The following is a 15,194-nucleotide window of genomic DNA, read 5'->3' as shown; positions in this document are numbered from 1 at the left end:
TCCATAATCTGGAAACCTTGAATTCGGGATAATACGCATTTAAATAGATCACATGGAAGGGTGTGTCAGTATGAATGATGGTAAATTTAATATTAAATTGAACAAAGATCTAACTGGAGTCAGTGATTTTAATCTAGTAAACAGGCAAGTGAATTCACAGATGAAGCGACTGGAAGAAGATATGAATAGGATAAACGAAGATAAAGCTAGAAAGGAACAGGAAGCAATTCAGCGTGACAAAGAAAGAACCAAGTATGCAAGGCAGACAGCAGAAAATACTCGACACATTCCCGAAATGATTAACTTAATTAGAGAAGGAAACGAAATAAACAGAGAAGCATTGGAACTCTATAAAGAAATGTTGAACGTAATAAAAGCTGCAACAGAAGAAGAAGCAAAAGGCATGGTCAATGATATTGCTGAAAAAGCAAAAAATGCAAATGAGAATGTAAGTACAGTTGTAAGTCTTTATAATTACGGACGGGCTTTAATTAAAACTATGAGTGACATGAATATGTTTGGTTAATAGAAAGAAAATAAGCTGTTGTTTATAGCGGAATTCTTGTCGCCAATAGTATTCCATTAATACCAGCCAATAATAGAAAAGGACTATTCCAGAATTGGGCGCGCTAATCGATTAGTGCGTCCTTCTGAATAGGGCCAGATTGATAAAGATGAGAAAGTGTAGAAGTTAACCTCAAAATATGTTTGCGCATGCATATATTTTTTGTTATGATCTCATTAAGTAAAATAAATTAAGATTAAAAAAGAAGGAGATTAGTTTGAAAGAAAGTAAAATCACATCATAAATAAAAATGTGCATACTTGGGATTCAATATTGCGTTTTATAACACATCCCTTCCAAATTTATAGTGGATAAAAACAGACATTGACTGTTTTGCCCCATAATAAACAGGAATTGTTTACGCAATGATTAGTTTACGTGCTCAGTGATCATCAGGGCGTCCGCTTTATTTCAAATTATCTTCAAGCTTTGTCTATCAAAGCTTGCTGTCTTGAAAGGAATATAGTCATGAATAATAATGAGTTGTTTAATGCTTGGCTTAATCTGACGAAATATCACGACCGTTTACTGAAAGCAATGGATTATAAACTTCAAGAACAATTTCAATTAGGAATTAAAGAATTTTACCTTATGTATTACTTGACACATTCAGAACAAAAGAGGATGAAGTTATCAGATTTAGTTCCAAAAGTAAGTCTTAGCCATAGTGCTTTATCACGCTTAGTTACAAGACTTGAACAATATCGAGGCGGGTCGTTAGTTGAACGCCAAACGTATGCAAATGATAAGCGATCGGTTGATGTCTTCCTTACGAAAAAAGGGGAACATTGCATTCGTGAGATGCAAATGGTAATTAATGATCACTTACAGTCTTCACTAAGCGTGAAGGATATACAAAATATTAAAAGGCTTGTTGAATAAGGCTTTTAAAAATGATTGTTCAGGTAAGGATACATGTCAAACATGTAAATTTATAGGAGGCATTGTAGTAATGGATAAGAAGTTTGAACCTTTATTTGAAAAAGTAACATTACCTAACAAAATAGAATTAAGAAATAGATTTGTTTTAGCACCACTCACTCATGTTTCTTCCAACGATGATGGTACAATTTCTGATGTGGAAATTGATTATATCGAACAACGTTCTAAAGATGTTGGATTAGCTATTTCTGCGGCCAGTAATGTGACTGATTTGGGAAAAGCATTTCCTGGTCAGCCTTCCGTTGCACGTGATTCAGACCTTGATGGTTTAAAACGGTTAGCTGAAGCGATGAAGCAAAATGGGGCAACAGCGATTGTACAAATACATCATGGCGGGGCACAGTCAATGCCATATCTAACACCAAATGGAGATGTAGTTGCCCCAAGTCCTATAACCTTGCAAGGTGATGAGAAACATAGTCCATCCTATGAAAAAGAGGAACATTATGCCAGGGAAATTACGCAAGAAGAAATTGAACACACCATTAGAGCATTTGGCAAGGCAACACGCAGAGTGATCGAAGCAGGGTTTGATGGTGTAGAAATACACGGGGCAAACCATTATCTCATCCAACAATTTGTTTCACCATATTATAATCGTCGTGATGATGAGTGGGGAGAAAACAGATTCAAATTCCCAATGAAAGTTGTTGATGAGGTTGTTCATACGGTTAAAGCTCATGCAGATGAGAAATTCATTGTTGGATATAGATTTTCACCAGAAGAAGCAGAAACGCCAGGTATAACGATGGAAATCACAGAAGAATTGGTGAAAAATTTAATTGAAAAACCGTTAGATTTCTTACATGTTTCATTAATGGACGTACACTCTAAAACGCGTGAAGGTAAGTATCAAGGCGAAGAAAGAATTAAATTACTTCACCAATGGATTGATGGTCGTATGCCATTAGTTGGTATTGGATCAATATTTAATGCAGAAGACGCATTAGAGGCTGTAGAATCAAGAAATGTTGACCTAATAGCATTAGGCAGAGAAATTCTATTAGATCATAATTTCGTTAATAAAATACAGAATGGTAAAGCGGACGAAATCATGTCGAAATTCGACCCTTATAGAGAAGATAAACATGATTTACCACCTAATTTATGGGAACAATTTAATAAAGGTCTCTATTCATTGCCAAGAACGGACGGTAAGTAATCCTTTAAAGCCAACGCGAAAGACGCCATGAAGTGAAATTGAACGTTTTTCTCAAACCAATTCCATAAGGTATTCTGCAACCTCCGAATTAATTGGATCAACGGGAGCGTGTATTGTTGTAAATAGAATTTCAGCAGTGATTATTTGTGGAGTCGCCATCTTTCTAGGATATCAACTGTATTTTCTCACCCAATAATGATCGTTTACGAGGAAAAGGTAGTTAAAATGATCTGCCGAATCGGGCGTGATTGTGGAAAAGGAAAAATAAATTATAACGCTTCAAAAACGCTCGAAATATATCTGAGCGTTTTTGTTTGCTATTTATATTGTTAACTTACAGGTGAGAAGGATTCCAGTTAGTGTGCTTTTTTCCTTGATATTTGCATTTTCCCCTCCCAGCACTGACCCCGTTATCCATATGTCCGATTCCTTTACTCAACTTCCTGCGCTTCAATCCCCAGCGACTGGTACGGCACTTCAATATTGAAGGCCAGGTCGTTAGCTTCCAGATCGATATGTTCCACACTGACGTGGAAGTTACTCCTGATTTCCATATCAGTAACGGCCACATAGATTTCTTCATTTGCCGGATCAATCGTAACCCACTCCGGCATTGGCAAATACCTGTCAAGATACTCCATAATTTTCTGGTTTGGCAGTGAGAGCTGCCCGATTGATATCGACTTTTGCTGTAAGACGACATCACCGTTTTCCTGGACAAGCGGTTCTAAACGAACGGAAACCGGTACACTTGATGAAAATACAGGAAGCTGTCCGACCAGTTCGACATCTTCATCCAGTGAAACACTGTACTGGTGACTGCTTCCTTCTAAAAGTTTATCAATATAAGCATTGACAAGCTCATTTAAATTTTGCTTGGTCGTACGTACCGTAAACTCTGTACTGCGTTCAGTGTTCTCATCTGAAGGCTCTGGTGTCTCAGTATGGGATACAGGCCAGAAGATCAATGCTGTGATGAGCAGGAATGCCGCAACATTAAGTCCAAGCAGCCAGAAGAACAATCGTTTCCACTTATTTTTTCGTTTTTCATGTTTCGGCACAGCACCCGCCCCCTACTGATTAGGCAAATATTCCAGTACCCGTCTGGCAAATAGCTGATATCCCCGATGATTGGGATGGAAATTATCGTCGGCGAATAAATCATTCTCCCCTTCGTCGAATAAATCAGCAATGGGTATAAACGTTGTATTATCATATTGTTCAGTTACATTTTGGCTGGTTTGGTTCCAGCTGCTGACAATCATGTCGAGTTCGTCAATACCCTCAAAGTAGTTTAAAAAAGGATTATAGATACCAACTAAATAAATCTCGGCATCAACATTCAAATCATTAATTTTTTCGAAAATCTGTTGCAGATTGGCTTCATAGAGATCTTTGGCAGGTGTGAAATCATTAACCTGCAAGTTGGTGAAATTTTCTTTTACAACTTGCATAATATCATTTGCACCAACCGTAATCAGAACCATATCAGCATTCTCAATGGATTGTTCAATCTCCGGATCCTTGAGCCGATTCAATAACTGGTTAGAGCGGTTGCCGCGTTTCCCGTAATTATCAAATGATACAAGTTGACTTTGTTCATTAATCCGATTATCCAAAATTCCGATATAACCGCCGTCCACGACATCATCCCCAACACCTTGAGTCAATGAATCACCAATGGCTGTAATGTGTGCATCCCGGTTTGTGAAAAAATCAATGGTACGCTGGACTGCAGCATTTAAAAGCGCCTGTAATTGGCTGATGGGCTCTTCACTCGCTTCAGCGGACGCTTCACCGTGTGATGTTTCTCCCTGATTGTCCGTTTCATCAGCAGACTTTTCTGTATCCTCTTCCTGATTATATTGTGCAGTGTCATCACTTGATTTATTAATCGTTGTTTCCGTTTGACCGAATGCCAGAAAAACCGTTATGCCTGCTAACAGTAATCCCAAAATGATGAACACATATCTTCTTTTCATGAATTTCACACCTATAGTTAAGTTTTTCTTCCGGTGTCACAGTTGTATACATGCAACAGCTTTAGTGAGTATTGGCTTATTCATTTCTATTTTATTATACCATGGTCATGCTTGGCTAATCCCCACTATATATAAAAATTAAACGTAAAAAATTCGCCTTCGTGTGAAGACGAATTTTTACTTAACAATTCCTGAAACCTAAACGTGTGCAAACGTTTTTTGGGCACCATTTTCCCGAATGCGAATGGCTTCCTTATATGCACTTTTGTCGGAAATAACCGTTATTCCGGCTGCCTGGGCGTTTTCCAATGTCTGATCTGCTGCGGCAGCGTTTTCCGCCCAAAGGATTTTGCCTTCTTTATTAGTTAACTGCTCAATTGTTTGTGCTGGAAGCGTATGGTCATTTGTCAATACAGCGTCAATGCTCACCGGTACACTGCTTAGTTGATCGAATGTTTCATTATTTAAAATCTCTTTTTCGGATGAGGTGATGGGTACAATGTTAAATCCAAGCTTCTGCAGCTGCTTAACGTTTTGATAAAAGGCATCATCAGTGTTATCCAATCCGAAAACAGCGATTGTTTTTTGACGAATGTCGCCATTGGTACGGTCGAACGGTGAAGCAAGCAGCCATTGGATAGCGTCTTCCTCGGTTGGCTCGATGGTTAAGGCCTCACCGGTTGCTTTGGCGATTGCCTGATCCAGATCAGCCAGTGTATCTTTTGGTGATTCCAGTCCGATTGACAGGCGGACTAATTCCTCTGTTACACCGCTTTTTTTCAAATCTTCTTCGCTCAGCTGCTGATGGGTCGTTGATGCGGGGTGGATGATCAGTGATTTGGCATCGCCGACATTGGCAACGTGTGACCACAACGTAATATTGTCGATTAATTGTCTGCCTGCATCACGCCCGCCTTTAATGCCAAACGTAATAATCGAGCCATAACCCTTTTGCAAGTATTTGCCGGCTAATTCGTGGGATGGATGTCCTTTTAAGCCCGGATAGTTAACCCATTCGACGGCCGGGTGGTTTTCCAGGTAATTGGCCACCACTTCAGCGTTCTGGTTGTGGCGCTCAACTCTTAAATGCAATGTTTCCAGACCTTGCAGCAGCAGGAATGCATTCTGCGGGCTTAAGGCAGGTCCGATATCTCTCAGCAGCTGGACACGCAATTTTGTTGCAAAAGCATCCGGACCAACATCAACATAACGCAGACCATTATAACTTTCATCCGGTTCGGTGTAGTCAGGGAATTTGCCATTGCCCCAATTGAATCTGCCGCCATCAATCACGACACCCGCAATTGCTGTGCCGTGTCCGCCGATCCATTTAGTGGCCGAATGAACAACAATGTCAGCTCCCCAGGAAAGTGGCTTAGTGCCATATGGCGTGGCAAATGTATTGTCAATGATGAGCGGGATATCATGGTTATGGGCAATCTCGGCAAGTGCTTCCACATCTAATACATTCAGGCTTGGGTTGGTAATGATTTCGCCAAAAATCGCCTTGGTTTTATCAGTGATGGCGTTTTCGATACTTTCAAGGTCTGTCCCATCAACAAGCTTGACATCAATCCCGTACCGCGGCAACGTTTTGGCAAACAGGTTATATGTGCCGCCGTAAAGATTGCTGTCAGCGATAATTTCATCGCCGCTCCCGGCAAGATTCAGGATGCTTAGTGTGATCGCGGACATACCGGATGCTGTGGCAACGGCTGCAACACCATCCTCGAGCAAGGCCATACGCTTCTCAAAAGCATCGATGGTCGGGTTCATGATACGGCTGTAGATGTTCCCCGGTTCCGCCAGTCCAAACAGGTTTTGAGCGTGCTCGGTATCCCGGAACACATAGGAAGTTGTCTGGTAGATTGGAACTGCCCGTGAACCAGTTGCCGGATCCGGTTCCTGGCCTCCGTGAAGTAATTGTGTTTCCTGGTTGTGCAGGTGAAAATTGGTCATGAAAGATTCCTCCTTAAGAAATTATCTGTCCTGAAAAGACAAGGTTAAGCGGCCTGGGGGAGGGGACAACAAAAACCCCCTTCATATAAGAAGAGGGTTGTTTATGTAACCGGTCCTCCTCTTATCTTCCAGATCCCGCCTGATCTGTAGGATTTAGCACCTTTCAAGGCAAATTTTCTTGCCTTAATGGTTGCCGGGCTTCACAGGGCCTAATCCCTCCACCGCTCTTGATAAGAGATGCAAAATGTTATTAATTTAATGAACATTATATACATGATTTGGTCTTTTCGTCAAGCGTTTCTTAGTATTTTTTCTGCCGACATTTCCTGGAAAACGCTTTCAAAAGTGATACTAATGCAATAAACTATTAGTATAAGATTTTACAAGGGGGATTACGAATGAAACATCATAAGCAGTTTGAAACATCGGTCATTCATGATGGCTATGAATCTGCTGATATGCTGGGAAGTCTTGCTGCACCGCTTTTCCAGACATCCACATTCACATTTGAAACAGCAGAAGAGGGAGAACGCCGTTTTGCAGGTGAGGAAGAAGGCTACATGTATTCGAGGCTGGGAAATCCGACCGTCACTGTGCTGGAGGAAAAAATGGCTGCTTTGGAGAAAGGGGAACGCGCGCTGGGTTTTGCTTCCGGTATGGCGGCGGTTTCGGCCATTCTGGTTGCCTTGACGAAAGCAAATGATCACATCGTTTGTTCCTCTGGGTTATATGGCTGCACTTTTGGTTTATTAAGTATGATGAATGAAAAATACAACATTTCACATGATTTTTCGACGATGGAAACAAAAGATGAATTGCGCGAACTAATTAGACCGGAGACTGCCTGTGTTTATGTCGAGACACCCATCAACCCAACCATGAAACTGATCGATTTGCAAATGGTTGCGGAAGTGGCGCACGAACATGATATTCCGGTCGTGGTGGATAACACGTTTGCGTCCCCCTATCTGCAGCGGCCGCTTGAACTCAGCTGTGACGTCGTTATCCACAGTGCAACTAAATATATTGGCGGGCATGGCGATGTGATTGCCGGGGTCGCTGTCGGAAAAAAAGACTTTTTGGATGACGTGCAAATGACCACACAAAAAGATATAGGAGGCATTATGTCCCCGCTTGATGCATGGCTCTTAATCAGAGGACTGAAAACGCTGCCGATCCGGGTCGACCGTCATTGTGATAACGCGGAAAAAATTGATGTTAAGCTGCGCAGCCATCCGAAAGTATCCCGCGTCATTTACCCGAATGATGCAAACCATCCTGATTATCATATTCGCCAAAAACAAATGAAACGCGGCGGAGGAATCATTTCTTTTGAGATAAAAGGGACAAAGAAGGATGCTCAGAAACTACTGAACAATCTCGGCTTTGTGAAAATTGCTGTCAGCCTTGGTGATGCTGAAACATTAATTCAGCATCCGGCCACGATGACGCATGCAGTCGTTCCTGAAAGCTCACGGCTGGAAATGGGGATAACGGATCAGCTTATTCGCTTATCTGTCGGGCTTGAGGCGTGGGATGATATCTGGGGAGACCTGGAGCAGGCACTGGACCGACTATAATCCATTCTGTCATGTGAAGGAATATTTTTCCATGTGTAACAGACCGTAAAAAGACAGAATATAAATGAAGTGACATCACAGGTCAGAGGAATGTTACAGCAAGTTAAATACGGGGTAAACACGCCTGTACAAATCGTATTCCGGTACAGGCGTATTTTATCTTCTAAACCTTATCTTACAGTCATCAATACGTGGCTTCTGAGTAAATTTTCAAATAACCGGACTAACGATGATGGAAAAATTATGCTATATTAAAGGGACAGGTGATTGTAAATAAAGAGAGGTTTTGTTCGTGGACTTTGTGACGGTGTTTTTAGGATTCATTCTTTTTATGAATATTGTATTGGCATTTACCATTATCTTTCTGGAACGCAAGGATGCCTCCTCAACATGGGCATGGCTGATGGTACTGCTTTTTATTCCGATTGCAGGATTTATATTGTATTTAATTTTTGGCAGACGCATCAGCGGGCAGCGAATTTTCACCTGGGATACCAAAGCAAAATTAGGTGTTAAATTCACCGTGCAGGAACAATTACGCGCATTGGAAAATGATAATTTCCGCTATAAAAATGAGGAGCTGGCGAAATATAAAGATTTATATTATTTGCACCTGCGCAGTGATGATGCCATTTTCACACAGGATAACAGTGTCCGCATTTTTACAGATGGCAAGGAAAAGTTTGAAGCACTTCTTCAGGATTTGGAAAAAGCGGCAGACCATATTCACCTGCTATATTATATCCTGCGCCATGACCGCCTCGGAAAAAGAACTGCGGAGATACTGACACGTAAGGCAAAACAAGGTGTGGAAGTTCGGGTATTATTTGATGATATGGGGTCAAGAGGGATCAGTAAAAAGTTTCTTCATCGTCTGCGAAATGCGGGCGTTGAGATTGAATCATTTTTTCCGCCGAAGATTCCGAAAGTCAATTTTAAGATTAATTACCGGAACCACCGGAAATTGGCTATCATTGACGGCAAAATCGGTTATATCGGCGGATTTAATATAGGTGATGAATATCTTGGTTACAATAAAAAATTTGGCTACTGGCGTGATACCCATTTGCGAATCGTTGGGGATGCAGTTGCGAACATGCAGACCCGCTTTATTCTGGATTGGAACCAGGCATCCCGAAACGATATAGTTTATGACGAGCGCTATTATGCTTATGAAATAGACGGTGATGTCGGGATACAAATCGTATCCAGCGGTCCGGACTCTGACTGGGAACAGATTAAGAACGGCTATATAAAAATGATTATGTCGGCTAAAGAGTATGTATATATCCAGACGCCGTACTTTATTCCGGATGACAGTCTCCAGGATATACTTCGGATTGCCAAGTTATCAGGGGTTGATATAAAAATCATGATTCCCAATAAGCCTGACCATCCATTCGTCTATTGGGCGACATTATCGTATATTGGTGATCTTCTGAATGCAGGGGCGGAAGTCTATATCTATCAAAATGGCTTCCTGCATGCGAAAACGATTATTGTTGATGGAAAGATTGCTTCAGTCGGCACAGCAAACATTGATGTGCGCAGTTTTCGTCTGAATTTTGAGGTTAACGCTTTTCTGTATGATGAAGGGCTGTCGGAGAGATTATTGGAAGCATTTGAACAAGATATCGAGCACTCCACTCAAATGACAAAAGAATTATATAAGAAGCGCTCATTGGGCGTTCGATTTAAAGAATCGATCTCGAGACTTCTTTCACCAATACTTTAAGGGTAAAGAACTCAAAAATGGGGAAAATGCTAGGAGTCTTGGACAAAAGTTTTCTTTAAAAAAACGCCCGGGTTTTCATTTTGGCTTGTTTAATGTAAGAATTAGAGGACATTTAAAAAAGGCACACCAAATAAGCTTCACTATGTTATTTTTTAATTTCTTGAGCGAAACGTTATTCACCTCCTCTCATTAAGTCTGCTTTATTAGCCGGTATCCTTGTATAATTGTTCCTTCTGGTGGACGGTTTCATGATACGACGGACTGTTAAAGTAGACTTTCACGATTTTCCGGATATTGTGCATGACGCAGTGCAATTTGAATTCACGTGAAGCATTGTCCATCCCACGTCCATGCATCTGTTTCCACTCATCCTGCACTTGAATGTGTTGCCCCATACAGGTTCCGGGACGCTTTTTCTCTGTTTCAGAATTTCTTTACCTTTCTCACTGTCAGCCTTCGCTTTCGCTTCTTCCCTGATAGGGTCATTTTCCATATCCCTTTCTATTTTCCGAATACCGTCTTTTGCTTTCGTACAGTGCGGGCTAAGCGGGCAGGACTGGCAGGCTTCTTTATTGCTGTATTCTCCAATCTTTCCTGATTTCTTTGTTTTCTGCCGTGAAAGCATCTGGCCCTCTGGGCATGTGTAGGTATCACTCTGTGCATCATACGCAAACTTATCCTTGGCATACGGGGATTTCGCTACGGCGTACGAGGCATAAAAGTCCGTCCCTTTCCTTCTCATGAAAGCAATATTATTGGCTGAGAAAAAACCGGCATCGGCGCCGGCTTGTATGTCTTTTAACGAGCCGCACATTTTTTCCGCATGTTCCAACGTTGGTTGTAACCCAAGTTGATCGGAAGCATTGTTGCTTGTATGTGCACCAAGGATAATATGCGCTTTGACATCAACCCAGGCGAGATGGTTGTAACATTGCTGCACACCATGGTGTTTCGTAAGCATGATACTTGAATCTGGATCTGTAAAATTGATTTGTTTTCCTGGTGGGATCTTTTTATTCCCCATTTTTCCTCTTGCCCACTTTGCTCCAGTGTTGTTTTTGCCTGTTCCATCGTGTGAATTCGATCCTGTGTAAATGCGACGTCGTTCAAGACATCCACTGTCAGTTCAAATGATTCCGCTGGCACATCATTTAAAACAGGGCAACTGGATTTTAACACTTCTTCATCGTAACCATGCTTCGTTTCGGTTTCCTCTACCTCTGAATCGAGGTTGAATACCTGCTGTTCCTTTTGTTGTAATTCTGATTGATGCTGTTTCCGCAAAAGACGCTGCACTTGCTCCGCCTGTTCATGTATACAAGCTTTCAGCTTATGGTCCGGCATCTGCTCCACTTCATCTATGTATGGTTTAATAACGTCATATAATGCTTCCATATCGTTTGTTTGGCGATCGATTTTCTTTGTCAGGTGCTCATAACTCATCGCTTTGTGCTTCGAGGCATTGGCTTTGACTTTTGTACCATCAATATGCATTGCGTTGTCGGCCAATCAGGGGACAACCTTCACAGATTCAATGACTTGAATGAAAAGGCGGTCCACTTCAGCCAAAAGAGCATCTATCGTTCGTTCTACTGTTTATAACTTGGCATACGCATTGCCGGATAATATCACTGTGCGCCAATACTGTCCTCGGCAAACCGACAGATCTTCTGAGCTGCATAAATGTCCATGGTACATGGCGTAAAAAAATAACAGCCGTTACGATACGGCGGGTGTAAGGTGGCGCCCCCATTCGTAAGCGTCATAGTAGGTCAGATCCAACTCCTCTGCCAAGTACGAAAGAAACCGGGCAGCATGTGGGCTTATGTTCAATCTTGTCCTGTAATAATTCCTGGAAAAAGAACAATCTGATTAGGGGCATCGGGGTTTCGTTGTGCCATTTAATCTCTCCTCGTTTTGAGATTCCAACGAAGAGTGGCTAAACTGTGGCGTTTTTAAACAAAAATAAGGTACATGAAATCAAAGCACTCTTCGTTGGTTTGTTTTTCTCTCAAAAAACATTGTACCATTAAAGAGTGCTTTTTCTATGGTTAAAAACCTTATAAACCCTGCATTGAAAGGGTATTAGGCGATTTCATCCAAAGCATATTTTAAAGCAATTTTAATCAATTATCGAATATACATTATTTTACATAAATTACGGCATACTTCTGTCCAAGGCTCCTAGCAAAGGTCATGAAACGGAGGAACTGATATGGACAAAAAACCTTGCAAAAATTCACTGACAGTTAAAACATCCCACGTGCTGCCGCCGGATACGAATAATCATGGAACACTTTTCGGCGGTAAGCTGATGGCTCATATTGATGATGTTGCTGCAATCGCGGCTGTCAGACATTCACGGAAGCCGGTTGTTACAGCATCGACGGATTCAGTTGATTTTCTGGCACCTGTCAAAGAGGGTGACTCCGTATGTGTTGAGGCATTTGTAACCTGGGCACACGATACATCAATGGAAGTGTTTGTTAAAGCTGTAACGGAGAACCTTCTCACCGGCAACCGTAAAGTTTGCACGACAGCTTTTCTGACTTTTGTAGCTGTTGATGATAATGGCAAGCCAACCTCTGTCCCCCAGGTTTATCCTGTCTCTTCTCAAGAAAAGCAATTACATGAATCAGCATCAGAGCGGGCAGCCGAACGTAAAAAACGGCGTAAACATTCTAAAGAAATGGCTGCAACGTTTGGAACTGACTATCCATGGAATGAGGGGGATTAGGGTTACGTTGATTGCCTGAATCGGCCAGACATTTTGTCGCTGATGTAACGTTTATTCAAAAAAGCGAAAGTTCATTGAGCAGGGGTTGTTGCCCCCCTGCTAAGTTTCATACTAACCCGGAGTCACGGACAAGATGTGTCATTTGTTGTGCGCAACTCATGCTTACCAACCTGGAAACGACATAGAAAAAGAGCCCAATAGCCAGGCTCCACATTAAGCTTTATTTTCGTTAAGATGTTCAGGTGATACCCAATCATTTGCCCAATTTTGAATTTCCTGAATGACCGGCTTGAGGGCTCTTCCTTTTTCAGATAAAGAGTACTCAATGCGGACTGGAAATTCAGAGTATATATTACGTTCAACAATGCCTTCCTTTTCCAGCATTTTCAGTCGATCAGAGAGCAATCGTCCACTTATTGGCAAATCTGTTTCCATTTCAGAAAAACGTTTGGTACCGTCAAGCAGCTGAAACAGTATTAAACCAACCCAGCGTTTGCTGATAATCTCCATGGCACCTTCAAAACGCGGACATAAATCAGTCACCAAGATCACCCTCTTTCTGATTAATCATAATATGATTACTAAAAGTAACCTATTACAATCATACCACATGTATATCTTTTGGTAAATCGAATTTTTTATTGTTTCAGGCGGTTAATCTATAGACTGTGACACACTGAAAAATATATGAGTGCTGTGACACCGCTCCGGAAATACACTTGGTGCTCGTCGTGTTGCAAGAGAATTCGGCGGAGCAGCACTCCTCGCAACTCGTAGCTTACTCGGTGGGTGTTTCGCTCGTCGCTTTCCGCGGGTGACCCGTGAGCCCACGGAAAGCGAGTATATTCCAGCTGCGTGGTTAGGCAGCGTCACTAAATACTGCCAAAAGAACTTAGAATGTGTCGCAGTTTATATCAACTGTATGGCAAGTGTAAACGAGATTTACGAAAAAGCACTGTACGATATCATTTGGTGGTTTTTTCGATTTATGAAATAATAGTCATGTCATTAACTATTTTGGAGGTAACTGTATGGCAGATCAAAAAATGAAGGAAAAATATGCTGAGCTCGCACTGCGGACCGGTGTTAATTTACAAAAAAATCAAGCGCTCATGATCAATGCGCCGATTGAGGGAGCAGATTTCACCCGAACTGTTGCCAAAAAGGCGTATGAAATGGGAGCGAAGGATGTACATATCAACTGGGAAGATGATGAATTGACGTTATTGAAGTATGAAAATGCACCGGATGAGGTGATTGGAACGTTTCCGGAATGGAAGGTCAAGCTGCTTGATACATATGCGGAAGACGGTGCGGCAGTGCTGTCCATCCGGTCAACGAATCCGGATTTGCTAAAAGATATCGATTCATCCCGAGTGGCCATGGCCAATAAAGCGTCGGCACAGGCGATGAAAAATTTTCGTCAATATACAATGAACGATCGTATTACCTGGTCAATCATCACCATTCCGACCGGTGACTGGGCACAGAAAATTTTCCCCGAAAAATCACGTGAGGATGCTGTGGAAAGTCTATGGGATGCCATTGCGACAATCGTCCGTGTTGATCAGGACGACCCGATTGCCGCATGGGATGAGCACAATAAAACATTAGAAACGGCCCGTGAAATTTTAAATCGGAAAAAATATACCAAGCTTGTATTCAAAGCGCCAGGGACTGATTTGGCAATTGAGCTTCCGGACGGTCATATCTGGAAAGGTGGTTCAGCAGTTTCTGAACAGGGCACGACATTTAATCCGAATATGCCGACAGAGGAAGTCTTCTCCTTGCCGCACAAATATGGTGTCAATGGGACGGTCTCCAGCACGAAGCCACTCAACTATGGCGGCAGTCTGATTGACAATTTCAGTCTGACATTCAAAGACGGTAAGGTGGTTGATTATCAGGCTGAGCAGGGTGAAGAAACATTAAAACATCTGCTGGAAACAGATGAAGGCTCACGCCGTCTGGGAGAAGTCGCGCTTGTTCCGGACGAATCACCGGTGTCCCAGTCAGGGCTGATCTTTTACAATACACTTTATGATGAAAATGCATCCTGTCACATCGCTTTGGGTAAAGCCTATCCAACCAATCTTGAAGGTGGAGCGGAAATGGACGATGAAGCACTTGATTCGCATGGTGTTAATGACAGCTTAAACCACGTTGACTTTATGATTGGATCGAATAAGCTGGACATTGACGGCGTTTTGGATGACGGTACAACAGAAGCCGTATTTCGTAATGGAACATGGGCATTGAACGTAAAAGGGTAATAGTGTTAACGAACTCATGTAAGGGTGGGCCGTGCGAAATCAGCATCTAATCGCTCGAGATCGTCTTCAAATCGTGCGAGGACAGCGTCAAACCGAGCGAGAGCGATCTCAAATCGTGCGAGAACAGCGGCACACCATGCGAGAACGTCTACAATTCGCGCGAGCACCGTACAACAACCAATGGAAAATCGCTGCGCCCCAGCTCAGGTTCATCTTACTTCAGCCGGCAGCTTCCCGGCAGCAACAAAAATTAAACTTA

The 15,194-nt window shown here is 42.2% G+C and carries 13 protein-coding genes and 1 riboswitch; of the genes, 7 read left to right on the top strand and 6 right to left on the bottom strand.

What is annotated here, in order from left to right; genetic code table 11:
- Positions 1 to 70: 70 nt before the first annotated feature.
- From Len3610_RS14015 to Len3610_RS14005, 3 genes are all read left to right on the top strand, one after another.
- Complete coding sequence (locus tag Len3610_RS14015; protein ID WP_176448505.1) at positions 71 to 526, top strand: hypothetical protein; 456 nt, start codon at positions 71 to 73, stop codon at positions 524 to 526.
- Between the two features lie 507 nt (positions 527 to 1,033).
- Positions 1,034 to 1,447 (top strand): MarR family winged helix-turn-helix transcriptional regulator, encoded by a 414-nt coding sequence (locus tag Len3610_RS14010; protein ID WP_176448504.1) that lies wholly within the window; start codon positions 1,034 to 1,036, stop codon positions 1,445 to 1,447.
- Between the two features lie 70 nt (positions 1,448 to 1,517).
- Positions 1,518 to 2,669: an NADH-dependent flavin oxidoreductase gene (locus tag Len3610_RS14005; protein WP_176448503.1), complete on the top strand. Its 1,152-nt coding sequence runs from the start codon at positions 1,518 to 1,520 to the stop codon at positions 2,667 to 2,669.
- A gap of 431 nt (positions 2,670 to 3,100) precedes the next feature.
- Here Len3610_RS14005 and Len3610_RS14000 read toward each other — a convergent pair whose 3' ends face one another.
- The 3 genes from Len3610_RS14000 to Len3610_RS13990 all read right to left on the bottom strand — a co-directional run bounded on the left by Len3610_RS14000 (position 3,101) and on the right by Len3610_RS13990 (position 6,610).
- On the bottom strand, positions 3,101 to 3,730 hold the full coding sequence (locus tag Len3610_RS14000) for a YpmS family protein (RefSeq protein WP_176448502.1): 630 nt from the start codon (positions 3,728 to 3,730) through the stop codon (positions 3,101 to 3,103).
- A 12-nt stretch (positions 3,731 to 3,742) separates the two neighbouring features.
- Positions 3,743 to 4,651, bottom strand: coding sequence for an SGNH/GDSL hydrolase family protein (locus tag Len3610_RS13995; RefSeq protein ID WP_176448501.1), 909 nt, complete (start codon positions 4,649 to 4,651; stop codon positions 3,743 to 3,745).
- A 198-nt stretch (positions 4,652 to 4,849) separates the two neighbouring features.
- Positions 4,850 to 6,610, bottom strand: a complete 1,761-nt coding sequence (locus tag Len3610_RS13990) for a PLP-dependent aspartate aminotransferase family protein (protein WP_176448500.1) — start codon at positions 6,608 to 6,610, stop codon at positions 4,850 to 4,852.
- Positions 6,611 to 6,728: 118 nt separating this feature from the next.
- Positions 6,729 to 6,847, bottom strand: a riboswitch (SAM riboswitch).
- A 161-nt stretch (positions 6,848 to 7,008) separates the two neighbouring features.
- Here Len3610_RS13990 and megL point away from each other — a divergent pair.
- Together megL and cls are read left to right on the top strand one after the other, a co-directional pair.
- Positions 7,009 to 8,190, top strand: coding sequence for a methionine gamma-lyase (megL, locus tag Len3610_RS13985; protein WP_176448499.1), 1,182 nt, complete (start codon positions 7,009 to 7,011; stop codon positions 8,188 to 8,190).
- Positions 8,191 to 8,482: 292 nt separating this feature from the next.
- Positions 8,483 to 9,925 (top strand): cardiolipin synthase, encoded by a 1,443-nt coding sequence (gene cls / locus Len3610_RS13980; RefSeq protein ID WP_176448498.1) that lies wholly within the window; start codon positions 8,483 to 8,485, stop codon positions 9,923 to 9,925.
- 277 nt (positions 9,926 to 10,202) lie between these two features.
- On the opposite strand, the gene Len3610_RS13975 is transcribed toward cls, so the two are convergent.
- Entirely contained in the window at positions 10,203 to 10,739 is a 537-nt protein-coding gene (locus tag Len3610_RS13975) for a transposase (RefSeq protein ID WP_369693583.1), read from the bottom strand.
- A complete protein-coding gene (locus Len3610_RS21890; RefSeq protein ID WP_369693582.1) occupies positions 10,724 to 11,434 on the bottom strand; it encodes a hypothetical protein in 711 nt (236 codons plus the stop codon). The genes Len3610_RS13975 and Len3610_RS21890 overlap by 16 nt, the downstream gene beginning before the upstream one ends.
- Positions 11,435 to 12,140: 706 nt before the next feature.
- On the opposite strand from Len3610_RS21890, the gene Len3610_RS13970 reads away from it, so the two are divergent.
- Positions 12,141 to 12,662, top strand: coding sequence for an acyl-CoA thioesterase (locus Len3610_RS13970; RefSeq protein WP_176448496.1), 522 nt, complete (start codon positions 12,141 to 12,143; stop codon positions 12,660 to 12,662).
- Positions 12,663 to 12,875: 213 nt separating this feature from the next.
- On the opposite strand, the gene Len3610_RS13965 is transcribed toward Len3610_RS13970, so the two are convergent.
- The gene (locus Len3610_RS13965) at positions 12,876 to 13,211 is read right to left on the bottom strand and encodes a winged helix-turn-helix transcriptional regulator (RefSeq protein ID WP_176449686.1); all 336 of its coding nucleotides are present in this window, start codon (positions 13,209 to 13,211) and stop codon (positions 12,876 to 12,878) included.
- 482 nt (positions 13,212 to 13,693) lie between these two features.
- Between Len3610_RS13965 and Len3610_RS13960 the strand changes: the two genes are divergently transcribed.
- On the top strand, positions 13,694 to 14,935 hold the full coding sequence (locus tag Len3610_RS13960; RefSeq protein WP_176448495.1) for an aminopeptidase: 1,242 nt from the start codon (positions 13,694 to 13,696) through the stop codon (positions 14,933 to 14,935).
- Positions 14,936 to 15,194 lie beyond the last annotated feature (259 nt).

This window comes from Lentibacillus sp. CBA3610, assembly GCF_013373365.1.
Lineage (GTDB): Bacteria > Bacillota > Bacilli > Bacillales > Amphibacillaceae > Lentibacillus.
The sequence above is the reverse complement of the archived record's forward strand: the minus strand, read 5'-3'. Positions and strand labels throughout refer to the sequence as shown.

Excerpts from the sequence above, each read along its gene's own strand:
- Len3610_RS14015 (WP_176448505.1), top strand. The coding sequence starts at position 71 with ATGAATGATGGTAAATTTAATATTAAATTGAACAAAGATCTAACTGGA.
- Len3610_RS14010 (WP_176448504.1), top strand. The coding sequence starts at position 1,034 with ATGAATAATAATGAGTTGTTTAATGCTTGGCTTAATCTGACGAAATAT.
- Len3610_RS14005 (WP_176448503.1), top strand. The coding sequence starts at position 1,518 with ATGGATAAGAAGTTTGAACCTTTATTTGAAAAAGTAACATTACCTAAC.
- Len3610_RS13995 (WP_176448501.1), bottom strand. The coding sequence starts at position 4,651 with ATGAAAAGAAGATATGTGTTCATCATTTTGGGATTACTGTTAGCAGGC.
- Len3610_RS13990 (WP_176448500.1), bottom strand. The coding sequence starts at position 6,610 with ATGACCAATTTTCACCTGCACAACCAGGAAACACAATTACTTCACGGA.
- megL (WP_176448499.1), top strand. The coding sequence starts at position 7,009 with ATGAAACATCATAAGCAGTTTGAAACATCGGTCATTCATGATGGCTAT.
- Len3610_RS13975 (WP_369693583.1), bottom strand. The coding sequence starts at position 10,739 with ATGTGCGGCTCGTTAAAAGACATACAAGCCGGCGCCGATGCCGGTTTT.
- Len3610_RS13970 (WP_176448496.1), top strand. The coding sequence starts at position 12,141 with ATGGACAAAAAACCTTGCAAAAATTCACTGACAGTTAAAACATCCCAC.
- Len3610_RS13960 (WP_176448495.1), top strand. The coding sequence starts at position 13,694 with ATGGCAGATCAAAAAATGAAGGAAAAATATGCTGAGCTCGCACTGCGG.